Origin of the sequence: Maritalea porphyrae, assembly GCF_027213965.1 — a bacterium.
In the GTDB taxonomy this organism is placed as follows: domain Bacteria; phylum Pseudomonadota; class Alphaproteobacteria; order Rhizobiales; family Devosiaceae; genus Maritalea; species Maritalea porphyrae_A.
Window position 1 is genome coordinate 97,459 of sequence record NZ_JAPWGX010000001.1, and the last position, 23,528, is coordinate 120,986.

At 50.3% G+C, this 23,528-nt stretch carries 23 protein-coding genes; 9 read left to right on the forward strand and 14 right to left on the reverse strand.

Translation table 11 applies throughout. The features are described 5' to 3' along the window. Window positions 1-23: 23 nt before the first annotated feature. A complete protein-coding gene (ldtR, locus tag O4H47_RS00620; protein WP_269391992.1) occupies window positions 24-533 on the reverse strand; it encodes a transcriptional regulator LdtR in 510 nt (169 codons plus the stop codon). Window positions 534-696: 163 nt separating this feature from the next. Beyond that, complete coding sequence (locus O4H47_RS00625) at window positions 697-1,089, reverse strand: hypothetical protein (RefSeq protein WP_269391993.1); 393 nt, start codon at window positions 1,087-1,089, stop codon at window positions 697-699. Between the two features lie 143 nt (window positions 1,090-1,232). On the opposite strand from O4H47_RS00625, the gene hemB reads away from it, so the two are divergent. From hemB to O4H47_RS00650, 5 genes are all read left to right on the forward strand, one after another. Next, window positions 1,233-2,246, forward strand: coding sequence for a porphobilinogen synthase (gene hemB / locus O4H47_RS00630; protein ID WP_269391994.1), 1,014 nt, complete (start codon window positions 1,233-1,235; stop codon window positions 2,244-2,246). 848 nt (window positions 2,247-3,094) lie between these two features. Next, complete coding sequence (locus O4H47_RS00635) at window positions 3,095-3,649, forward strand: RDD family protein (protein ID WP_269391995.1); 555 nt, start codon at window positions 3,095-3,097, stop codon at window positions 3,647-3,649. Between the two features lie 93 nt (window positions 3,650-3,742). Continuing rightward, complete coding sequence (locus tag O4H47_RS00640; RefSeq protein WP_269391996.1) at window positions 3,743-5,563, forward strand: SLC13 family permease; 1,821 nt, start codon at window positions 3,743-3,745, stop codon at window positions 5,561-5,563. 55 nt (window positions 5,564-5,618) lie between these two features. Next, window positions 5,619-6,386, forward strand: coding sequence for an arginyltransferase (locus O4H47_RS00645; RefSeq protein WP_269391997.1), 768 nt, complete (start codon window positions 5,619-5,621; stop codon window positions 6,384-6,386). A 3-nt stretch (window positions 6,387-6,389) separates the two neighbouring features. Continuing rightward, window positions 6,390-7,394 carry an endonuclease/exonuclease/phosphatase family protein gene (locus O4H47_RS00650; protein WP_269391998.1) on the forward strand — a complete coding sequence of 335 codons (1,005 nt, stop codon included), beginning with the start codon at window positions 6,390-6,392 and terminating at the stop codon, window positions 7,392-7,394. Here O4H47_RS00650 and parC read toward each other — a convergent pair. From parC to rpoZ, 9 genes are all read right to left on the reverse strand, one after another. Beyond that, a complete protein-coding gene (gene parC / locus O4H47_RS00655; RefSeq protein ID WP_269391999.1) occupies window positions 7,391-9,637 on the reverse strand; it encodes a DNA topoisomerase IV subunit A in 2,247 nt (748 codons plus the stop codon). The genes O4H47_RS00650 and parC overlap by 4 nt on opposite strands. A gap of 56 nt (window positions 9,638-9,693) precedes the next feature. Further along, the gene (recO, locus tag O4H47_RS00660) at window positions 9,694-10,416 is read right to left on the reverse strand and encodes a DNA repair protein RecO (protein WP_269392000.1); all 723 of its coding nucleotides are present in this window, start codon (window positions 10,414-10,416) and stop codon (window positions 9,694-9,696) included. A 9-nt stretch (window positions 10,417-10,425) separates the two neighbouring features. Next, window positions 10,426-11,352, reverse strand: a complete 927-nt coding sequence (gene era, locus O4H47_RS00665) for a GTPase Era (protein WP_269392001.1) — start codon at window positions 11,350-11,352, stop codon at window positions 10,426-10,428. Then, window positions 11,342-12,052 (reverse strand): ribonuclease III, encoded by a 711-nt coding sequence (gene rnc, locus O4H47_RS00670; RefSeq protein WP_269392002.1) that lies wholly within the window; start codon window positions 12,050-12,052, stop codon window positions 11,342-11,344. The genes era and rnc overlap by 11 nt, the downstream gene beginning before the upstream one ends. Then, complete coding sequence (gene lepB / locus O4H47_RS00675) at window positions 12,049-12,825, reverse strand: signal peptidase I (RefSeq protein WP_269392003.1); 777 nt, start codon at window positions 12,823-12,825, stop codon at window positions 12,049-12,051. Before lepB ends, rnc begins: the two co-directional genes overlap by 4 nt. Before the next feature lie 49 nt (window positions 12,826-12,874). Beyond that, window positions 12,875-13,273 (reverse strand): holo-ACP synthase, encoded by a 399-nt coding sequence (acpS, locus tag O4H47_RS00680; protein WP_269392004.1) that lies wholly within the window; start codon window positions 13,271-13,273, stop codon window positions 12,875-12,877. 12 nt (window positions 13,274-13,285) lie between these two features. Then, on the reverse strand, window positions 13,286-13,870 hold the full coding sequence (pyrE, locus tag O4H47_RS00685; protein WP_269392005.1) for an orotate phosphoribosyltransferase: 585 nt from the start codon (window positions 13,868-13,870) through the stop codon (window positions 13,286-13,288). A 3-nt stretch (window positions 13,871-13,873) separates the two neighbouring features. Then, window positions 13,874-16,153 (reverse strand): RelA/SpoT family protein, encoded by a 2,280-nt coding sequence (locus O4H47_RS00690; RefSeq protein ID WP_269392006.1) that lies wholly within the window; start codon window positions 16,151-16,153, stop codon window positions 13,874-13,876. Window positions 16,154-16,258: 105 nt separating this feature from the next. Continuing rightward, window positions 16,259-16,630, reverse strand: a complete 372-nt coding sequence (gene rpoZ / locus O4H47_RS00695) for a DNA-directed RNA polymerase subunit omega (protein WP_269392007.1) — start codon at window positions 16,628-16,630, stop codon at window positions 16,259-16,261. A gap of 277 nt (window positions 16,631-16,907) precedes the next feature. Here rpoZ and O4H47_RS00700 point away from each other — a divergent pair, with 277 nt between their 5' ends. Together O4H47_RS00700 and O4H47_RS00705 are read left to right on the forward strand one after the other, a co-directional pair. Next, complete coding sequence (locus O4H47_RS00700; RefSeq protein WP_269392008.1) at window positions 16,908-17,453, forward strand: NYN domain-containing protein; 546 nt, start codon at window positions 16,908-16,910, stop codon at window positions 17,451-17,453. A gap of 21 nt (window positions 17,454-17,474) precedes the next feature. Next, window positions 17,475-18,122 carry a uracil-DNA glycosylase gene (locus tag O4H47_RS00705; protein WP_269392009.1) on the forward strand — a complete coding sequence of 216 codons (648 nt, stop codon included), beginning with the start codon at window positions 17,475-17,477 and terminating at the stop codon, window positions 18,120-18,122. Between the two features lie 8 nt (window positions 18,123-18,130). On the opposite strand, the gene smpB is transcribed toward O4H47_RS00705, so the two are convergent. Next, window positions 18,131-18,613: an SsrA-binding protein SmpB gene (gene smpB, locus O4H47_RS00710; protein WP_269392010.1), complete on the reverse strand. Its 483-nt coding sequence runs from the start codon at window positions 18,611-18,613 to the stop codon at window positions 18,131-18,133. Between the two features lie 6 nt (window positions 18,614-18,619). Beyond that, a complete protein-coding gene (gene dapA / locus O4H47_RS00715) occupies window positions 18,620-19,495 on the reverse strand; it encodes a 4-hydroxy-tetrahydrodipicolinate synthase (protein ID WP_269392011.1) in 876 nt (291 codons plus the stop codon). Between the two features lie 278 nt (window positions 19,496-19,773). On the opposite strand from dapA, the gene O4H47_RS00720 reads away from it, so the two are divergent. After that, the gene (locus O4H47_RS00720; RefSeq protein ID WP_269392012.1) at window positions 19,774-21,810 is read left to right on the forward strand and encodes a lytic transglycosylase domain-containing protein; all 2,037 of its coding nucleotides are present in this window, start codon (window positions 19,774-19,776) and stop codon (window positions 21,808-21,810) included. 59 nt (window positions 21,811-21,869) lie between these two features. After that, complete coding sequence (locus O4H47_RS00725) at window positions 21,870-22,796, forward strand: alpha/beta hydrolase (RefSeq protein ID WP_269392013.1); 927 nt, start codon at window positions 21,870-21,872, stop codon at window positions 22,794-22,796. A 51-nt stretch (window positions 22,797-22,847) separates the two neighbouring features. Here O4H47_RS00725 and O4H47_RS00730 read toward each other — a convergent pair whose 3' ends face one another. Beyond that, window positions 22,848-23,486, reverse strand: coding sequence for a hypothetical protein (locus O4H47_RS00730; protein WP_269392014.1), 639 nt, complete (start codon window positions 23,484-23,486; stop codon window positions 22,848-22,850). Window positions 23,487-23,528: the final 42 nt, after the last annotated feature.

Genomic DNA, 23,528 nt, shown 5'->3' on the forward strand with positions numbered 1-23,528 from the left:
CTGTTGAGGACCTAGAAAATATTCTAAAGTTTGTACAAAATTTGGTCGACCCAAAAGCGTTCAAGGCGAGCAAGTGCTGTATTTAGCCCCTCAAATTCTTCCTGGGAAAGACCACCAACTTCTGCAATTGATTTCAGATGACGGTCATAAAGTTCGTCGATGACCTCGGCCACTTCTTCACCTTTTGGCGTCAGTTTGATGCGCACAGAACGGCGATCAGTCTTTGACTTTTCTTGGTGAATATAGCCTGTGTCGACTAGTTTCTTCAGATTGTAAGAGACATTGGAACCTAGATAGTAGCCACGCGAGCGCAATTCGCCGGCTGTAAGCTCTGAATCACCAATGTTAAACATCATGATCGCTTGAACGGGACCAATATCATCCCACCCCATACGATCGAATTCGTCTTTAATAAGATCAAGTAACCGGCGGTGTAAGCGCTCAACGCGCGAAACTGCTTCAAGATAGCTGGGCTTTAAAGTGTGCCCTTCTTCAGGCACATGCGCCTGCACTTTCAAAGTATTCATTGCCATAATTGCCTCACTGTTTTGGTCGCACGATTTTTCGTGTCTATGCAGCCAAATTAGCGAGCGGGCGATAAGATCAGTTTAAGATACAGACTTAAAAATATGTTACTGAAACATTTGACATTTTTAGCTTTCCCAAACCTTACCTGCGTTCAGGATTTCCTAACCATCACAGCCGTTTGACCTGCATTCTGATATTGATAACGCGCCACACCAACAGGCCAACGGCAGAAGAAAGCAGCAGAATGCTCATACCGAATCCAGCTGGTGTGACGATCATTTCTGCACCACCAAGAACCACCAGCGCGATCTCTAACAAGCTTGCAAACAACAGCAAAAAAGCGCCCCAGGTTGCGTAAGCCCAAAGCCCAACCGCTGCAAACAGGCGCACAACCGCGATTATGGTCAGAACAGCGAACACGAATTGACCGAACCCCAACACAGGGTCAGACACATTGCCGCTTACCCCAAGAGCATGGAGCGCATTGGCCAATCCCACGAATAAGCTTACGCCCGCAACGACACGTGCTGCCACGCGAATTCGACGTGCTGTGAATGCCATTGATCGCTCCTTTTTTGTGCTCAATAACGAAACTTTTGAACTCGTGGCAAGGTGCCGCAGCGAAATTACATAAATTTAGCTGGACGATTGTATCAAGTTAAGTTCCAAATGCGCCAAGCAGTTTAATATTTGATGTGAGACCTATGACAAACAAATTCGCACGCGCAAACATGGATTTTCTGAATGGTCGTCGCCTTCGGCGGTCACGCCAATTTGGCTGGAGCCGCGATTTGGTGCGTGAGAACACAATTCAACCCAGTGATTTGATTTGGCCGCTATTTGTAATTGAGGGGACTAATGAGCGCGACCCCGTAAAATCCATGCCCGGCGTTGACAGGCTGAGCATTGATTTGGCTGTAGAAGCGGCCAAAGAAGCCCATGGGTTGGGCATACCTGCGCTGGCATTGTTCCCCAACACGCCCGCAGACTGCCGTTCGGACATGGGCGAAGAAAGCTTTAATCCGGACAATTTGATGTGCCGTGCTCTCTCGGCCATAAAGAGCGCCGTGCCAGAAATTGGTTTGATCGCCGACGTTGCACTAGACCCCTATACAAGTCATGGCCATGACGGGTTGATGGACGGCGAGCAGATTTTGAATGACGAGACTGTCGATGTCCTCATCAAACAATCACTAAATCAAGTGCGCGCGGGCGCGGACATAATAGCTCCATCAGACATGATGGATGGTCGCATTGGTGCCATACGAGAAGGGTTGGATGCGGAAGGGTTTCAAAATACAATTCTTTTGTCATACTCGGCAAAATATGCTTCGGCATTCTACGGCCCCTTCAGAGACGCCGTTGGTTCTGGCTCTCGACTAAAAGGCGACAAGAAGACATATCAGCTTGAACCCTACAATCGCGAAGAAGCCATGCGCGAGGTTGAGCAAGACATATTAGAGGCTGCGGATTGGATTATGGTCAAGCCGGGTATGCCTTATCTTGATATCGTGCGCGAAATCAAAACCCGGTTCGAAGTGCCTGTCTTCGCCTATCAGGTGTCTGGCGAATATGCACAGATTGTGTTTGCTGGCCAAGCCGGCGCAATCGATCAACAAGCGGCAATGGTTGAAAGCCTTGTGGCGTTTAAACGCGCTGGCTGTTCGGGTGTTTTGACCTATTTTGCCAAAGAAATGGCGCAATTGCTGAACGATTAATCATCAACCAGCTTGGATTGCAGGTTTGCCCCGAACCAAGCTGGCCCCATTTATACCCGCAAATTCAAATTCACAGCGTGCCGCTTGCTCTTGCCGCACAAGCGGTGGACGGCCCCGCGATTGCTCAGTCGCTAGGCTCCCATTGCCCATTCATCCCAAAACTTATCCCCGCCCCCAAAACCTTATGCCAGAATATCCATACCTTTTCTTGAAACCGTCGCAGGGCATTGACGAATGTTGGGCGGTGAGAGTTGTGATGGCACTGCCCTTGTTTCCCTCCCCCTTGTGGGGAGGGATTAAGGGTGGGGGGGCTCTTTAAAGAGGTCCCGCATCAAGTGCGGGACGGTGCGAGAGGAACAATTGACTTCCAGCCGCATCGCCCCGGATCAGCCAACTTCCTCAAAGAAAAGGGGATGGCCGAACAACAAGACGGTTGTTGTTCGCGTTGAATTGAAATGTCCAGCCTGACACCGAAGGCAGCTTGTAAGATGTTTGGTGGGTATTGTTTCTCACCTTCACCTTTAAAACGGTGATCATCAAATGATCGCAAGAGATCAAAACTGTTTTGATGGAGCGCTGAGCAAGGGGATAGAAGGGTTTAGCACCTCGGGGCATTTCAGTTTTAAGGCAAAAGCCATTTGCGCGAGGCGGTCGGCGTCTCATTTTACATTTCAACGCACTAAGAGACAAAAACTTGCCTCGCGTGTCTGCAATATCTTCAATCTCCGGGCAAATGCGCCGCGGTGCGCAAACGTGTGCTTTGAATTCATCCCATCACACAAATGTGTAAAACAGTCTTGCACCCAGCACATTCATGCCCATCTATGCTACAACAATGGAGAACAAAGATGCCAAAAGATGCGTTTGGACGAATAATGCGTGACGACCTTCCCACACCCAACACATCACCAGAACTGTTTGAAGGCGTCTTAATGCGCAGGGTCATCGCTTTCTTTATCGACAGCGTCATCATAACGGTTGCCATTGTTGTATCGGCCGTTGTTCTTGGTGTTCTAGGCATATTGACGCTTGGCATCGCGTGGCTGGGTTACTTCATTTTGGTTCCCGGCGTGTTGTTTGCCTATTATGTTGTGACATTGGGCTCTTCTGCCCGTGCCACTGTAGGTATGCAGATTATGGATATTGTGCTTACGCCAACGCGTTCTACGCCGCTGGATGGCGGTTTGGCGGTTTTGCACCCTATTGCGGGCTGGATCGCTCAAGCACTTACGCCTTTGGTCTTGTTTGTGCCGCTGTTCACACAGCGCCGCCAGATGTTGCATGACCTTGTTGTTGGTACGTTGATGGTGCGTCGCTCGCCCATGGAGCAGTTTTGGCGGCAAGAAGCCGAGCATTATGGGGAAGCTTGGGCAGACCCAAAAAACCCGCGCTGGCGCGACTAGGCCGCTCAAAAAACAACAAAATCTGTTGATTTGAGCGATGTAAGGCAAAAAACGGACTTGGAGTGATCGCCCCCAGTCTGCAATGTGTCGTTTATGGTCGCACAAGTTTTAAACATTGATTCTATCGCCATGTGGGCAAGCTTTGCAGTTATTGTAATTGCAATTGTATTGTTTGCGACAGAAGTGGTCTCGCTTGAGCTGGTGGCACTGGGCGCAATCGTTCTATTGATGACGGTTGGTCTGCTTGCTCCTGATTCAGGACTTGAGGTTGATGCGTTGCTGTCTGGGTTCTCCAACCCGGCCCTTTTGACGATTTTGGCTCTTCTGGTCATTGGTCAGGCCCTTTTTCAAACTGACGCACTTGGCGGTTTGACCAAGACCTTTGAGCGGCTGTGGCCCCGCCATCCGCGCCGGGTTATCCCTTTAATATTGGTCATTGCTGGTCTTGCCAGTGCATTCATCAACAACACTCCAGTTGTCGTGATGTTTATCCCGCTGCTCACAGCCGTTGCTGCGCGTCGGAAATTGCCAACACCCAAGATGATGATGCCGTTGAGTTTCATTTCAATTCTAGGCGGCATGACCACGCTCATTGGCTCGTCCACCAACCTTCTTGCAGCGGGCATTGCTATTGGTGCTGGTGTGCAAGGATTGGACTTCTTTGCCTTTACCGTTCCTGGGTCCATCATGGCGCTGGTTGGCGGCGCATATGTGCTTTTTGTCATGCCACGACTATTGCCCAGTGCCATCAATGCAGATGGGCAGGAAATCCCACAACGCAATTTGCAGTTTATTTCTGAAATTCGACTTTACGAAGGACACCCCTTAATTGGGGCCAAAACGGTTGCCGGCATGTTCCCCTCGATCACCACCATGACCGTTCGCACGGTCATTCGTGGTTATCAGAGATACCTGCCCCCGTTCGATGACATTGAGTTACGCACTGGCGACGTACTGATTTTGGCCGCCACACGGGAAAAGCTGACCGAATCGCTGAAACAATGGCGTGCCTTTGACAACCCTATTCAACCCGGTTCTGACGATGGCACGCCTGATCATGGTGTGGTCATGTGTGAAGCGTTGGTGCAGCCCGGTTCGCGCCTCATCAACAATGGTGTCGATCAGCGTGGATTTCTTGCGCAACATGGCTGTTTGATTTTAGGGGTCGAACGGCGAAGTCGCATGCCGCGCGAGTCTCTGTCCGATATTCGTTTGGAGGCCGGGGACGTGCTGTTGATTGCAGGTCCTGCTGACCGGATCAACAAAATGCGCGGATTGCAAGATATTGTGGTGATCGAATGGAGTGCCTCTGAATTGCGCCCTCACCGCTTCGCGCTACGCGCACAGCTGGTATTTCTTGCTACTGTCCTTGCCATCGCAACGGGCGTTGTGCCCATCGTGTTTGCTGCAATTGCGGGGGCATTTGGTATGTTGGCGACTGGTTGCTTGAACGTGCGCCAAGCAACCCGAGCGATTGATCGACGGATTATTCTTTTGGTCGGCTCTGCTATCGCCATGTCTGGGGCTTTAGAAGCCACTGGCGGCGCGCAATTGTTGGCGGACTGGGCCGTTGGTAGCCTTGGCAATGTGACACCATCCATTGTGATGGCGATCATATTTATCGTTGTGGCCATTCTCACCAATGTGTTGAGCAACAATGCCACGGCGGTATTGTTCACCCCGATTGCCATATCCACAGCACAAAGCTTAGGTGTTGATCCATTGCCATTTGTGGTTGCTGTTATCCTTGGTGCCAATGCTTCTTTTGCGTCCCCAATCGGCTATCAAACCAATTTGTTGGTCATGGGACCCGGGCATTATCGGTTCAAACATTACTTTATTGCTGGTGTGCCATTAATCTTATTGGTTTGGATTACTTTCAGCATTGTTGCGCCATGGTACTATGGGGTCTAAACTGTCTTGACGAGTTGCCGATAGGGATGATCGTATTGACGATCAACAAGCGGAAATGACCGAACATAGTCCTTCAGACCTGCAGTTTTATTTGACCGCTGAAACAGCGTGTCCCTATTTGCCTGAAAAGTACGAGCGCAAACTGTTTACCCACTTAGCCGGCAGGCGCGCCGCTGACTTGCACAATATGTTGAGTGTGCATGGGTTTAGGCGGAGCCAAAACATCGCATATCGTCCCGCGTGTGATGGTTGCCAAGCGTGCCAGTCTGCCCGGGTCTTGGTTGCACAGTTTGAACGCAACGCCAATCAGCGCCGGATCTGGCGCAAAAACCAAGATATTGTCAGCACAGATGTGTTTCCACATGCGACACAGGAACAATATCTGTTGTTTAAGCGCTATTTGAAGGATCGGCATAAAAATGGCGGCATGTCGGAAATGTCGCACCTTGACTATGAGTTTATGGTGGAAGACACGCCCGTGCAGTCCGTTGTTGTTGAATACCGCGAACGCACGCCAATCGGTGAAAAACCGGGGCCATTGCTAGCTGTTGCCCTAACCGACATTTTGCCGGATGGCATTTCTATGGTGTACAGCTTTTTTGATTCTGACTTGTCCAATAGAAGTCTTGGCAAATTCATGGTATTGGACCAAATTGAACGCGCACGTGCCGCGGGCTTGCCTCACCTATATTTAGGATATTGGGTCAAGAATTCGCCTAAAATGGCCTATAAGAGTTCGTTTAAACCGCTAGAAGTTCTTGGAAACGGGGATCACTGGCAATTGCTGGATGAAGACCAAACAGGGTCAAGACAAGTTAGATAGCGCGTGAACAATCAAGGGCTTTTGTCCATAGTACGGTTTCTCTTTGCTGGCGGCGCATTCTTTGTTTCGCTGAGTGCAATTGTTGGCTTTTTGGCCTTTGCCTTTTGGCCGCTAGACGTCTTCAATCATTTCCAACCGATTATATTTCCACTCAGCCTGGCATTGTTTTTGATCAGCGCAATTTTTGCTAAACACCAACCGTTCAAGGGTTTGGTCTTGAGTTTTTGCGCAATGGGCTTTGTTGCATCAAGTCTGGTTGTCGTTCCTGAAGTTGTTGGCGCCGTTCAGTTCAATGCAAACCCGACAAAACTGTTTGGCGAAACACGACGTCTGATGACATTTAACATCTACGCCAAAAACGAGGACCTTGAGGGGCTCTTTCAGAGCATTGAAGAACAGGACCCGGATATACTATTCATTCAGGAGTATTGGAGCTGGCATCGCAAAGGGCTAGAGCCAAGGCTTAGTGAGTTGATGCCATATAGTGTGCACTGTCAGGGTGGCAAACGATCATTCTTGGGCGTCTATTCAAAGTTCCCACTTAAAGAACTCAGCATACAAGACTGCGTTGATTCACTGAGTGCGGAACAACGTACATCAATCATTGCCGTTCAAGTTCAGGATGAGATTCCGTTTAATGTTGTAACTACCCATTTTGATTGGCCAATTCCTTCCGATCGCCAGAAAAAACAACGGCGAGTGGTAGCGGATGCGCTCAACAAGATTGATGGACCGACGCTGTTCGGGGGAGATTTCAACTCAACCCCCTTCTCTTACGCCTTCAAAGGCTTGGTCGATGAAGCGGGCATGAAACGCGTCGTTTGGTTGATGCCAACTTGGCCCGCGCCACCGACATATCCGTTTGATATGCCGCCTTGGATGCAGCTTGATCACATTTTGACCCGTGGTGACGTAAAAACGAACCTTCCTCACCGAGGCGCAAATGGCGGGTCTGACCACTACCCGCTCATTATTGATTTTGAAATTGGTGATGATCCAACAAGTTAGCCTTTGAACTTGTTGTTGCGTGGGAAACCAGTTGGTGGCTGACGCCCCGCTTGCGCTCGTTCACCACGCCATTCCATCAATTCATCAAATGGCTTTGTATAGGTGCGGCCTGAACTATCCGTCCAGGTTAAACCATCCGCGCTGTTAAACAGTTTGATGTCAGACACACCACCATCTTTATAGCGTTGCAGGCGAACGCCCTTTCCGCGCGCCATTTCTGGCAATTGATCGCTTGGGAACACCAGCAACTTGCGGTTCTGCCCGATAACGGCAACCATATCGCCTTGCGCATGGGCAAAAATCTTTGCCTCTTGGGCACCGGACAAGTTAAGCACTTGCTTGCCCTTGCGGGTGTTGGCAATCATTGTGTCTTCTTCCACGAGGAAACCATTGCCAATATCAGACGCCACGACGCGCTTGGTACCTGGAACATGGACGCACAGGTCAAGAATATCGGCACCTTCTTCAAGGTCGATTAGAATGCGCACTGGTTCCCCGTGACCGCGCCCACCGGGCAGTTTATCGGCCAACAAAGTAAAGACCTTGCCGTTGGTGGCAACGAGTAGGATTTTGTCCGTCGTTTGCGCGTGACACCACGTCTTCAGGCGGTCGTCTGTCTTAAACGTCTGCCCCTCAACGTCCGTTGTGTGACCTTTCAACGCGCGAATCCAACCTTTTTCAGATAGAATGACGGTGACTGGCTCGCGCTCAATCATTGCGGTTTGAATGTCTTCAAGGTTGGCGACAGGTGCCACTTCAAACGTGGTGCGACGCTTTCCTAGAGGCGTGTTTTCGCCGTATGCCTTCTTGAGCTCTTTCACTTCGTAAGAAATGACGCCCCATTGCTTTTCATCTGAGGCCAACAGCGCTTCGATTTCGATCTTCTCGGCGGTCAGATTATCAAATTCAGTGCGGATTTCGATTTCTTCGAGTTTGCGCAATGCCCGCAAACGCATGTTCAAAATCGCTTCGGCTTGCACATCATTTAGATTGAAAGTGCTCATCAACGACTGTTTGGCGTGGTCTTCCTCGCGGATGATGCGAATGACTTCATCCAAGTTCAAATAGGCGATTAAGTAACCGCCCAAAACATTCAATCGATGCTCGATATGGCGCAGGCGATGCCGTGAACGGCGGCCCAGAACCTCTTTGCGGTGTTCAAGCCATTCGCGCAGCGTGTCGCCCAGGCCAAGTACCTTTGGCACGGCCCCTTTGGTCAACACATTGAGGTTCAACGAGATTCGGCTTTCAAGATCAGTCAGCTTAAACAGCGACTCCATCAAAAGAACTGGATCGACAACACGTGATTTTGGTTCGAGTACCAAACGAACGTTTTCGTCTGACTCGTCCCGCACGTCGCGCAACAACGGCAGTCGTTTGCCGATAAGCAGGTCAGCGATCTTTTCAATCAGGCGCGCCTTCTGCACCTGATATGGGATTTCGGTGACCACGATCTGATAGCCGCCACGGCCCGTATCTTCTGTGGCCCAACGTGCACGGCAGCGGAATGCGCCGCGCCCAGTTTCGTAGGCGGTGATGATAGATGCCTCATCATCAACCAAAATGCCACCAGTTGGGAAATCTGGACCTTTGACGTAATTTACGAGCGTTTCGGTGCGCGCATTTGGCGTTTTGATCAGGTGCAATGCCGCATCGCAAAGTTCGGCAACATTGTGTGGTGGAATGGACGTCGCCATGCCCACAGCAATCCCGTTTGAGCCATTGGCCAAAAGATTGGGAAAGTTCGCCGGCAAAACGATTGGTTCTTCGTCTTCGCCATCATAGGTATCGCGAAAATCAACAGCGTCTTCGGTGATCCCTTCGAGCAGGCGAGCGGCAACGTCTGTTAGTCGCGCTTCTGTATACCGCATCGCCGCGGCGCTATCGCCATCGATATTGCCGAAGTTGCCTTGGCCGTCGGCGAGCGGATAGCGAACAGCAAAATCCTGCGCCAACCGCACCAACGCATCATAGACAGACTGATCGCCATGGGGGTGAAACTTACCGATCACATCACCGACCACGCGTGACGATTTTTTGTAACCTTGACCCGGTTCAAGCTTAAGCAAACGCATGGCATGCAAAATGCGGCGGTGAACGGGTTTCAGTCCGTCGCGCACATCTGGCAGCGCCCGTTGCGTAATTGTCGACAGCGCATAGTTCAAATAGCGTTCTTCCAATGCAGAACGCAGATTAAGAATTGGCAGCTTATCGCTATCGTCGGGGGGCAGTTGTTCGCCCATTGCAATGCCTCGTCAGTCTTGAATTACTCGTCGCGTTTATCGAATCAACTTGTCGATTATAGCCCGTCACACAAGGATTTGATCAGTCGTTCTCGCATAGAAGGTGGGGATAATTGGCGCGGAAGCCAAATATGCATGTTCATAAAGTGAGCTGTGAGGTTGAAAGCGGATTCAAGTTCCTCTTTTGGGTCCATATCTAGCGACCCGCCAAAGATATGCGGCAAACGCATCAGCTTTTCCAAATAGGGTTGTGCGGCCGCAACCGTCACCGCCCTACCCGTTTTGGGCGAGATGTAGGCCAGGCCCTCTTCTTCCCCTGTTAGCGCGCAGCTTGCAATGTCTATCCCAAAGCCCAGTTCGTTGAGCAAGCGCATTTCAAACTTGGCAAGTGCACAGCCTAACACATAGCCATCCGCGTCAGCATCATGCATGGCAGTTGCTTCTGCCAGCAAACGCGGATGCGGTTCTCTTTCTGGCAGGATACGCAGGTGTTCGCATATTAATTGGCTGAGGGACAAACGATTGCGACTTTGCATTAGCCCCGCTGCCCTTAGCGTTTTGGCTTCAACCGTATAGTTGCCCAAATGGTCTTCGAGCCGCGCCCGCCAACTCAATTCCACTGTATTGCCGGCCTGCAAGATGGCAGCGAACCGTCGAGAGCGACCACCACGCACCAAGCCCAGATGGCGGCCGTGTGAATTGGTCATGGCTTCGATGATCACAGCGTTTTCGCCATGCTTTCGCGTGCCAATGATCAACCCCTCGTCCCGCCATTCCATTTCATTTGCCTATTTGGGGAACTCAAGTCCCATTTCGCGATAGCGCGACGGATCGTCTGCCCATTTCTCGCGCACTTTGACGAACAAGAACAAATGCACCTTTGTGTCGAACATTTCGCTCAATTCAATTCGCGCTTCTTCGCCGATTGTTTTAATCGCTCGGCCATTCTTGCCCAATACAATCATTTTGTGGCCATCGCGCGCCACATAGATGATTTGTTGAATGCGGTAAGAGCCGTCTTTTTGGGTCTTAAAGCTCTCAGTTTCCACTGTTGCGCCGTAAGGAATTTCTTCGTGAATACGCAAGAAGAGCTTTTCACGCGTCACTTCGGCTGCAGTCAATGCCATCGTTAGATCAGTTAGGTGATCTTCGGGGAAATGCCAATGATCCAAAGGCATTTGCTCACCACAATAGGTGACAAAATCCTTCACCCCGTCGCCATTTAGCGCGGACACCATAAAGGTTTGCTCGAACTCAACCTTTTCATTCAGCGTTTGGGCGAGTTCCAACAGTTTTGAGCGTTCAATCTGGTCAATTTTGTTGAGCACCAAGACCTTGCGTTGATTGTAGTTGGCGAGGCCCTCGATGAGCCGTTCAACTTCGTCAACAAGCCCGCGCTTTGCGTCAATGATCAGCGCAACCAAATCCGCATCGCCGACGCCGCTCCAAGCGGAATGGACCATAGCCCGGTCCAAACGACGTTTTGGCTTAAAAATACCTGGGGTATCAACGAAGATTATTTGCTCTTTTTCAAGCGTAACAACGCCACGAACTTGTGCGCGGGTTGTTTGCGCTTTGTGCGTAACAATGGACACTTTGGTGCCCACTAGCGCATTAAGCAGCGTTGACTTGCCCGCGTTTGGCGCACCAACAAGCGCAACAAACCCGCACCTGGTGTCCTGCTGTTCTGTTTCATTGTTCTGACTATTCGTCATCTTCACTCCAAATGCCTTCGCGCACCAAAAACAGGCTCGCGGCTTCATGCTCGGCAAATTTCTTTGACTTCCCGCTTGATGAAGCAGGCTCGTGTTTGTCTATACGGACTTCAATTGTGAATTCTGGCGCGTGGTCCGGCCCGTTGCGGGCCACCTCCACATATTCGGGCAAACTCAAGCTGCGCGATTGTGCCCATTCCTGCAGACTGGTCTTTGCGTCGCCGCGACCTTCGGTTCCTGCCTTTATGAATTTGGAGAACCGTTTTTCGATAAATGCTCGCGCTGTCTCTAGTCCGCCATCAACATATAGGGCACCAATGATTGCTTCGCACACATCACCCAAAATGGCTTCTTTGCTCGCGCCGCCCGTTTTGGCTTCGCTTTGCCCCAGAATGAGCGCTGGTCCCACATCAAGCTTGCGGGCAACTTCGGCACAGCTTTCTTTGCGCACGACGGAGTTAAGCGCGCGGGACAGGCCACCTTCGTTCGCGCCCGTATTGTCGCGCAAAAGCCTGTCGGCCACAACAAGACCAAGCACCCGGTCACCCAAGAACTCAAGCCGTTGGTATGAGTTTTGTGTGCGTCTTGTGGGCGCAACAGCACTGGAGTGCGTCACTGCCCTCTGCAACAAAGATGTATCTCTGAACTGGTAGCCAATTCTGGTTTCCAATTCGTCTAAGGCGTGGCTATGCTTGCTCATTGATAAACAGATTGGAACATGCGGTCGAGGCGGACATTACCCGGCCAGCGCCAGATCTGCCATGGATTGATATTATCTTTGATAGAGAAGAACCGGACTTCGGCTTTCCCAATGAAATTCTCCAACGGCACATAACCCACAGAGCGCAGCACGCGGCTATCTGCTGAGCGATCGCGGTTGTCGCCCATCATAAAGTAGTGGCCGGCTGGGACTTTATATTCCGCTGTATTATCGAGCGCTTGATTATCTGAAATCTCTTGCACGATGTAGCTTGAACCATTCGGCAAAGTTTCGCGATATTGAATAACTGGTATGGAAACACCGTAGCTGTCCGTATCGATAAGGGTTCCAACACGTTCTTTTTTGACCGCTGTGCCATTAATGTGTAGAACGCCATTTTTCATTTGAACCGTATCACCGGGCAACCCAACAACACGCTTCACGTAATCCACTGATTGAGGGACAGGACGGAAAACCGCAATTTCCCCCTGCTCTGGTGCGCGCCCAAAGAGGCGGCCGCTCATGGGAATAATTTCGAATGGGAAAGAGTATTTGGAATAACCGTATGTGTATTTTGATGTGAGAATGTAATCGCCGATCAACAGATTTGACTGCAACGATGCCGTAGGAATAGAAAACGGTTGAAACAAGAAACTGCGAAAGACCAGCGCAATCAAAAGAGCTTGGAGCAAAACAACAACGGTTTCCCAAATCTCATTCTTGACCGTGGGCTGACCCTTTGCTTTTAGCTTTGAATCGCTTTTATCTGTCATGTTGTCCTACATTCTCGTCTTTGTTTGGCGTCTTATCGGCGCAAAACGCCTAAACTGCAATAGCTTCGATGATAACGAATGCCTGCGCCATGCCGTTATCATCTGTGATAGTGATGTGGATATGGGCATCATGGTTGTCAGGTACAAGGCGCTCTAGAGCTCGTCGGGCACCGTTTTCAAGTTGAATGGTTGGCTTTCCCGAAGGCAAATTGATTACGCCAATGTCTTTCCAAAAGACGCCACGCGACATGCCCGTGCCAAGCGCCTTGGCGCAGGCTTCTTTTGCGGCGAAACGTTTTGCATAACTTGCGGCGCGTTGCTTACGTCGATCAGATTTGGCACGTTCGATTTGTGTGAAACAGCGCTGCGTAAACCGCTCGCCGTGCCGCGCAAGTGTTTTTTCCACCCGCGCGATCTCACAAATATCATTGCCCATGCCAATAATCACGCTTTGATGTTCCTACTTTAGGCCCCGGCTACCTGGCTTGACTGCCGGCAGCGCCGCCAATTCTGGTGGCAAATCATCTGGCGCATAGGCTGGTACTTTGAACCCCGTCAAAGCAACCAGCGGCACACCAACGTTCGCTTCGCCATCGGAGCGATCAACAAGACAAGCGGCGGCCACAACATCTGCGCCCAGTTCTTTTAAGCAATCCACGCACTCACGTATTGAAAGACCGGTTGATACGATGTCTTCAACAACGATAACTTTTTCGCCCGGTTGCACTTCAAAGCCACGGCGCAATTCAAACTTGCCATTTACGCGCTCGGTGAAAATGGCTGGTTTTTTAAGGTGACGGGAAGTCTCATAACCGGGAATAATACCGCCAATGGCCGGTGATACGATTTGCGAGACATCACCAAATCCTTGAGCAATGATTTTGTCTGCAAGCGCTTTGCATAAGATTTCTGCTTTGTCGGCATGCATGAACACACGCTGCTTTTGCAGGAATGTGGGTGAACGCAGCCCTGACGATAGGATGAAATGTCCTTCCAAAATTGCCCCGCAAGAACGAAATACGTCAAGCACTTCTTCTTTGTTCATCCTCTACTCTCCTAGCTCAAGCTGTTGGTATTGTTTACTCATATTCTGCATAATCTCGGCTTCAGCGGACGAAGCCCTTACGGCTTTGGCCACCCCAACAATACGCATCAATGTGGCGGTTACATCATTTAGTTGGGTGATATCGGTTAACTCAAGTTCAAACAACATCTCGTTGAAATCTACCGCCGCGGACCGAGAAAGCAAGTTGGAGATGTTTGCCCCAGCTGCTGCAATTGCAGAGGTTACCTGAGCCAGAATGCCGGGTTTATTGACAGATTGCACGGCCAAAACCGCACGATATGCTGACCTATCATCGTCGGCCAGATCCCAAAGCACATCGACCCAAAGCACTTCTTGCTCGTGATATGCGAGCAATGCTTCGGAAACAATTGGATAGATTGTAAGCACTTTTTCGTTGGTTAGGATGCCAACCAAACGGTCTCCTGGCAACACGCCTTCTGGGGCGATGGTGACAGGTGTCGAAAAGTCCAGGTTTGAAAACGTCAACGCAACGCTGGCAGGTAGGTTTTGGCCACCGGGCACACGAAACTTAAATCCAACGCCTTCCGCCAACGAAAACCAACCGTCAGCAGACGTGCCCACGCGCAGATCGAAAGGCTTGCGTTTTTTGTCTTTTTCGGCACCACGAATAATGTCGATTTGTTTAATCAACTCGTCGCCCGCAACCGTTGCTTCGCCCAGTGCAATATAGAGATTGCGCAAATTGCTGACATGCGTTGCTGCAAGTAATTTGTCTGTTTCATTTTTGTCGAGCACGATGGCTTCCCGCTCGAGAATTGCTTCAAATATCTGCTGACCCAGCAAATAGGCGCGTTCTTGAGATGCGTGCCGCAAGGACTTGCGAATAGCCGCGCGCGCTTTGCCGGTAATGGCGATGTTTTCCCAGTTCGGCGGTGGGGTGTGGTCTGGATCGCGCACAATTTCAACTTCGTCACCATTGCGAAGCTGGGTGTTGAGCGGCATCACGGTGCCGTTGATTTTACAGCCAACGCATGTTTCGCCAATGTCAGTGTGCACCGCATAGGCAAAGTCAATGGAAGTGGCACCGCGTGGCAAGGCAATCAAGCGTCCGCGGGGGGTAAAACAGAACACTTGATCTTGGAACAGTTCCAGCTTTGTGTGCTCAAGAAACTCTTCAGGATTATCGCCCTCAGTCAAATGGGCAATCGTTGACCGCAGCCAGCCGTAAGCACGGCTTTCCTTTTCAAGTCGGCTCATGTCGCCTGAAATGCCCTCTTTATATAAAGCATGGGCAGCGATGCCGAGTTCTGCGACCCGGTGCATTGCTTTTGTGCGAATTTGCAGTTCAACCCGCTGTCGGCTCGGGCCTACAATTGTTGTATGAATAGAGCGATAGTCGTTTTGTTTTGGGGTAGAGATGTAGTCTTTGAAACGCCCTGGCACCACAGACCATGTGGTGTGCACAACACCCAGCGTTTGATAGCATTTGGCCACATCATCAACGACAACCCGAAATCCGATAATATCTGAGAGTTGCTCAAGGCCAATGGACTTGCGTTCCATTTTTCTGAAGATCGAGAACGGCGCTTTTAGACGCGTAGAGACATCAGCGAGAATACCTTCTTCGACAAAACGCGCCGCAAGCTCAAGACGGATCTCGTCAACAACCTTGCGATTCTCTTCTTCATAATCGGCAAGGCGGTCGGAAATTGCTGCGTAATGTTCGGGATGAAGCGTTTTGAACGACAGGTCTTCCAGTTCAGAACGCATGTCTTGCATTCCCATACGACCAGCCAAGGGCGCATAGATTTCCATTGTTTCTTGCGCGATGCGACGCCGTTTGTGCTCTGGCACGAAGTCTAGCGTGCGCATATTGTGCAAGCGGTCCGCCAATTTGACCAACAATACCCGCACGTCTTCTGAAATAGCGAGCAGCAGTTTGCGTAGGTTTTCAGCTTGAGCTTCCTGGCGTGACGTTAGATTTAGGCGATCAATTTTGGTTAAGCCGTCAACAATCGCGCCAATTTCATGCCCAAAGAGCTGATCGATTTCAGCTCGCGTCGCGTCCGTGTCTTCAATTGTATCGTGAAGAAGCGCCACAGCAATCGTTGCATCATCAAGATGCAGCTTTGTTAGAATTGCGGCAACTTCCAAAGGGTGGGCGAAATAGGGGTCACCAGACGCGCGGAACTGAGACCCATGCTTGCGCATACCATAGACATAGGCCTTGTTTAAAAGGGCCTCGTCAGCGTTCGGATTGTAAGCTTGTACGAGCTCGACCAGCTCATATTGACGCATCATGGGGCTTTGCGCTGCTCCGGTTGTTTGGCAAGTGGAGTATATTCACGAAAAAGGCGCCGAAATCGACGCCTTGAATCTAGCTGTAAGTCGGTATCTTGTGCAAGATCAATCGTCGCGCCGCTCTGGTGGAGCAAGGCCTTCGATGCCGCGCAGCAATTCCTCTTCACTCATTGTGTCAAAGACCATGCCGTCGTCATCATCGCCGCGACTTTCAATCATTGGCGCTGTTTCTGGTTCTGGCTCATCAACTTCAACATATTTTTGAAGTGAGTGAATCAGGTCCTCTTTGAGGTCACCAGGTGAGATCGTTCCATCGCCAATTTCACGCAACGCAACAACTGGGTTTTTATCATTGTCCCGATCAACTGTGATCGGTGAACCTGATGAAACCAAACGTGCGCGGTGTGACGCAAGCAATACCAATTCGAACCGATTTGGAATTTTTTCGATGCAATCTTCAACTGTGACGCGTGCCAAAGTGGGTTCTCCAGAACTAAATGTATAGACGGGTGTGCTTACAACAAAGGGAAATTGATTACAAGAGGCTAATTATCTCTGCATTGTTCAATGATTCGTCATCGACTCACTCATACGAATTGATCTAAGAAGTGCACAGAACCAAAGTAGTGTGATTTGCGTATTAAAACTGGTAAACTTTGCGGAGTGCGAGCTTATACCGAATCATATGGTAATATTATGTCAAAAGTGACAAGCTAATATTGCTTGTTGACGCAGAGTAAGGCAAATTTGCTTAATGTTTGATCCGAGTGAAAAAATTGTCCTGTTTATGGACGGTGCCAATCTTTATGCCACCGCAAAGGCATTGGGCGCAGAGTTAGATTATCGTCGTATGCTGGCTGAATTCCAGAGCCAAGCTTACCTTCTTCGTGCTTATTATTATACAGCGCTTGTTGAAGACCAAGAATATTCATCCATTCGCCCCCTTATCGATTGGTTGGATTACAACGGTTATACGGTTGTCACGAAGCCCGCCAAAGAATTTGTGGACTTTCAAGGTCGGCGCAAAATCAAAGGCAATATGGACATCGAAATTACCATCGATGCTCTAGAATTGTCAGATCACTATGACCACCTGGTGTTGTTCTCCGGAGACGGTGACTTTACAGCCCTTGTTGCTGCACTGCAGAAACGCGGCAAAAAAGTGACTGTTGTTTCCACGAAAGCAACCGCATCGCCGATGATCTCAGATGATCTTCGTCGCCAAGCGGACTATTTCATGGATATTGCTGACTTGGCAAAATCTGTTGGTCGCGACACCACAAGCGAGTCTTCTAGCTAAGACACGCCGAATTCAGGTTGTATGAGCAAATTGCAAGATACGGATCCGCCACTGGACTGCCCCTTATGCCCGCGGCTGGTTTCGTATCTTAATGACGCGCGTCAAAAATACCCTGACTGGCACAATGCTCCGGTGCCAAATTGGAGCGCCCCCTCACCTCGACTGATGATTGTTGGATTGGCTCCCGGTCTTAAAGGAGCCAACCGAACCGGTCGTCCGTTTACCGGCGACTGGGCGGGAGACTTGCTTTACCAAACGCTGGTGAAATTTGATTTTGCCAAAGGTAATTACGGCAAATCGCGTGAGGACGGTTTAGAACTTACCGATGCGATAATCGTGAACGCCGTGCGTTGCGTGCCGCCCGAGAACAAGCCAATAGGCGCAGAAATCAACAATTGCCGCCCGTTCTTGCGCGCAACTGTGGAGCAAACCACATCTGTTCAGTGCGTTGTGGCGCTTGGTGGCATTGCGCATAATTCCTTTTTGACCTTGTTTGACGTCAAAAAGAAAGACTTCAAATTTGGGCACGGCAACGAACATCAGCTGCCCAACGGCACTTTGCTCATCGATAGCTATCATTGCTCGCGCTACAACACGAACACAGGTCGTTTGACCGAAGAGATGTTTGAAAACATCTTTTCACGGGTCAGAGAGATCGTGGGGAAGTAAAGCGCCGTCTAGCCGTGGTCTTTCATTACGCGCGACTTTTGGCGCGCCCAATCCCGATCACGCTCAGTCTGGCGTTTGTCGTGAGACTTTTTACCTTTGCCCAAGCCAATCAGTATTTTGGCCCGACCGCGCTCATTGAAATAGAGTTTTAGCGGCACAATGGTATTGCCGTGTTTTTCCACAGCGCCCATTAAGCGGTTCATTTCTCTTTTCGACAAGAGAAGTTTGCGTTTGCGGCGTTCATTGTGGTTGAAACGATTGGCCTGCAAATATTCAGGGATGTGAGCATTTATCAGCCAGATTTCGCCATTTTCCGGCGTAGCGTAGGCTTCTGTGATTTGGGCTTTGCCAACACGCAGTGATTTGACCTCGGTGCCTTCGAGCACCAACCCTGCCTCAACAGTATCCAGAATTTCATAATCATAGCGGGCTCGGCGGTTTTCAGCCACCAAACCCGATATTGCTTTGTCTTTGACTTTTTTTGCGGCCATTTGGACCTACACTAGCCCCGCATGTGCAAGCGCTGCGTCGACAGCTGCTTTTGTGCTAGCTGAAATGGAAGTCAGCGGCAGGCGAACATCGGCTTCGCAAAGCCCCAAACGCGATGCCACATATTTAACGGGCACAGGATTTGGATCTTTAAACAATGCGGTGTGCAATGGCGCCAGCTTGTCTTGAACTGCCAATGCTTTGGCAAAATCGCCCGACAGCGATGCTTCTTGCATTTCATTGCAAAGTTTGGGCGCGATATTCGAGGTGACCGAGATACAGCCCTGCCCGCCATGTGCGTTGTAACCAAGCGCAGAAATGTCTTCACCCGACAAATGGATAAAATCATCGTCCAAATAATGGCGTTGCAATGACATGCGGGCCATATCGGCTGTTGCGTCTTTTACACCGACAATGTTTGGACAGGCTTCACGTAATCGCACCATGGTGTCGATATTGATATCAACAATCGAACGGCCTGGAATGTTGTACAAGAACATTGGCAAGTCGGTCGCGTTGGCGATCGCAGAAAAATGCGCGAACAGACCATCTTGGTTTGGCTTATTATAATAGGGCGATACTGACAGGATGGCATCGGCGCCGACTTTTTGCGCAAATTGGGCGAAGCCAATTGCCTCTTGAGTTGAATTTGACCCAGCGCCGGCGATCACCGGCACCCGTTTGTTTGCAGTTTCTACACAGATCTCAATTACGCGTTCGTGCTCGGCGTGGCTGACTGTTGGAGACTCACCGGTGGTGCCAACAGGCACCAATCCCTTAGTTCCTTCAGAAATTTGCCAATCAACAAAACGAGAAAACGCAGATTCATCAACTACACCATCGCGAAATGGCGTGATCAACGCTGTAATAGAACCACGAAACATCGAAGTTTCCCTTCTCACTCAAATCAATACGCACTGTTGACAACATGTTGTCGTCAAAAGGTCAAATAATTTCCGCAATTTGAACCTGAAAGTGCCGAAGTTGTTGAACATAATGTCAGTTGATTATGGCCGCAAGTCGGCAATGGTGAAAATGGGACGTTTGTGCGCAGGCTTTAAACTGATCATTCACCTTAATGAATTATGTTCGGATATTGATTGTGTTCAGGGGGCTTCACAATCATTGAGTTTTGTTTTGCGTACACATTATGGATCATTAAATGCCCAGACAGGTTCCAACATTTTCAAAAAGCTTTCTGCGCGCTTTCGCAGCGCTCACCTGTGCCGTTTCGCTTTCGCAACACACACCAGCTTTCGCGCAACAGCAAATCGACAACACAGTTACAAGCTCCATTGGCAACACCAGCCAAACTACAAGTAAAAAAGGTAGCCAACGCTTCCAAAACGCCCTCGCCGCGTTGAGCAAGGGCGACTTTGTTGAAGCTTACGGCGCGGCACGCAGCATCGATAATGACGTTGAGCGCCGGGCCATCCAGTGGGCGGCTATTTTTTTTGGCAACGGCAAAGTTGATCACGATACGGTGTTGCGCTTTCAAGAAGACGCTCCACACTTTGCCACGGCCAAAACCTACAAGATCCGCATGGAACAGGCGCTGACCAGCAGCCCAGCAGATTCGAAAACCACAATCGCGCTTTTGGGCGGATCAATGCCCAATACCTTGGATGCTCAAATCGCCCTTGCAGACGCATATGTGCAAGATGGCCAAGTTGAGCGTGCCGGTCGGATTATTAAATCGGTATGGGTCAATAATTTTCTGACGCGCGAAGTCGAAGATGATTTGAAAGCGCGCTATGGGCGGTTGCTGACGCGAGACGATCATTGGTCCCGTGCCCTGCGTTTGTTGATGCACGACCGCGCCAGCGGTGCTGAACGAATAATGGACCAGTTGACCAGCGCCCAGCGCAGCCTGGTGGTCGCGCGCGTTGCTGTTTCTCGCAAACAACAGAATGCGGCAAGCTTGTTGGATCGGGTTGATCCGAGTTTGCGCAATCACCCTTTGTTTTACTTTGCGAACGCTCAACGGTTACGGCAAAATGGTGCCATTAGCGCGGCTGTCGCTGAACTGAACAAAGCCACGGGCACCCTACCTCAGGCGCAATTGTGGTGGTACGAGCGTCGTTTGCTGACACGCCAGCTATTGGCCGTAGGGAAGCCTGAAACCGCTTATCTTGCATCTGCGGGATACACCAATGGCCCTGAAGGGCGACTGGTTGATGCCAGTTTTCACGCAGGTTGGATCGCATTAGAATTTTTGGGTCAAGCCGACGTAGCGGTAAAACACTTCAAAAAAATGGCCAGCATGTCAACGCTGGCAACAAGTGCATCCAAGTCACATTATTGGTTGGGCCGTGCCTATGCAAAACTGGGCGATCAGGGGCAATCAACTGCCCATTTCCAGCAAGCGGCGATGTTTAATCAGTATTATTATGGGCAGCTGGCGATGGTTCGGTTGGGCAAAGAAACAGTATCTTTGCGCAGTATGCCCAGTTGGCAGCAAAGCGAGGCAGCGTTCAATCAACGCGAGATCGTGCGAGCCATTCGGCTGTTTGAAGCCAACAAAGCATTTGAGTTTGCCCGCCCGCTCACAACTCGGCTGATTTATCAGGTCAAGGACGCTGGGGAAATGCTTCTAACGGCGCGGTTAGCGCAGGACATCGATGCCCATGATTTGGCCATTCAAATGTCGGATGTGGCGAATAGTCGTGGTGTTGGACTTGATCTCTTCGCGTTCCCAAAAGACGGTTTGCCACGGCACAAACTTGCCGATGTCGACAATGCGGCGATTTATGCAATTGCCCGACAAGAAAGCAAATTCAATCGCACAGCAATCAGCCACGCTGGCGCACGGGGCCTCATGCAACTTATGCCAGGCACAGCCAAAGAAACCGCTGGAAAACTAGGCCTATCCTATTCGCCCTCAAAACTGACAAGTGACCCAGCCTATAATGCTTTGCTTGGTTCAACTTACCTAAAGGCCCAGCTAAAGCGCTATGATGGTTCACTGGTCCTTGCGGCTGCGGCATACAATGGCGGCGCTGGAAATGTAAACAAGTGGCTCAAAGCATATGGCGACCCGAGGTCTGCCAATGTTGATCCTGTGGTTTGGATTGAGCTCATTCCTTTCACCGAAACGCGTGGTTATGTGCAAAAAGTGTTGGCCAATTATCAAATTTACAAACTGCGTCTTGGCGACAATCGATTGCAGATGGCCAAGTTTCTGCGCACCATCGACTAACCAGTGGCCGCAAGGTTCTTAACTGTTCACTTGTCTCATTTGTTGATATATCGGGTTTCATGGATCTAGATCTAGCAGTTCGGAACGAGCACGCGACACCGCGCATGATCAGCGTGCGCAATGGATCGCGAAAAATCGCGGTGCGCATGTGCGGCGATTTCGACGATGCTTCGCGTTTGCCGATTATTTGCATTTCTGGCTATCATCGTAATATGAGCGATTTCTTTGCCTTTGCCGAGAAATTCTCTGAGTTTTCGCAAAAAAACTGGCCAATCGTTCGGGTAGACTTGCTGGGCCGAGGAGAAGCGTCATACGCGCCAAAGGCCGATGAATACTCAACATTAGACGATGCGTCTGATATGGTAGAAATGTGCCGTGCATTGGGCATTCACAAAGCGATCTGGTTCGGGCAGTCCCACGGTGGGCAGGTCATTATGGCCCTTGGTGCTAAAAACCCGATGCTCATTGCAGCATCGATCCTTTGCGATGCGGGCGCCTTGATCAGCGCACAAGGGCTTGTTCGGCTCCGCAACAATTTGAAATTTCTCGCAAAAATTCGCAACCATGAAGATGCATTGCATGCCATGCGACAAATTTTGGGTGCAGACTATCCCTCTTTGGGCGCAGGGAAACTAGACAGCATTAGTGGGCGCACACACACTTGGGACAAAAAACGGCGTCGATTGGTCCCCCGGTTTGATTGGCGTTTGATGGAACGATTGGACTCATTCGACAATGATGACGTGCTTAATGCCAATTGGGAAATGTTTGACAGTTTAGGCCGCGTGCCCCTGTTGATGATGCGCACCAGAAACACAGACCTGTTACGGGCAGATGTTTATCAACGAATGCTTACCCGGCGTCCAGATGCTATTTCGTTGGAAATCGAGGGCGAAGGCTCGCCTGCGTTGCTTGAAAACTCAGAGGAAATGGGCGCCATCGCAGAATTCGTAATGCATACGAACAGCAATATGCTAAAAAAATAGAAGCCGAAACGAGAGGTTTCGGCTTCACAAAACAATCCTCAACGAAAAGCCCTATTTGCCCTTAGCCAACGCCTTGGCTTGCGCGATCCATTTCTCACGATCAATGCGCCCTTTAAAAGACAATTCGGCGTCGATCCACTTCACCTCTTTGCGCCCCCATGAAGCAACCTGATCAAAATGGTAAATGCCCATTCCATTGAGGATGCCTTCAATTTTTGGGCCGATGCCTTTGATGTTTTTCAGGTCATCTTTCTGACCGCCTCGCGGCGTAGCCAAGGTTTCTGGCTTGCCGTCAGCTGCAGCTGGTGCCTTTGATGCCGCCTTCGCGGCCGCTGGCTTGCGTGTAGCAGGTTTTGCGGCAGCCGTTTTGGACGTTGTCGTTTTCGCGGGCGCCGCGCGCTTGGTCGCTGTTTTTTTCGCTGCGGGTTTTGCCGCTGTTTTGGTTTGCGCCTGGGTCGTTGTTGCAGGCTTTGCCGGGGGCGCGGTTTTAGCCGCCGCAGCAGACGCTGCTTCATTTGCACTGTTGGCGCTTGGTTGTGGTGCGTCGGTTGCAGTTTGACTGCCATCAGCAGCAGTTGCTGTGCTTGTGTCGCCACTGATTAGGCGGCGCAAAAAATACCCAATTAGGCAACCAATTAGAAATGCAGCCAACATGAGCAGCGCAATTTCAATCAGATGTGGTGTATTCATTCCAATTCCCCTTTGACTTCAACTGCGCTTATTTTTGAGTTT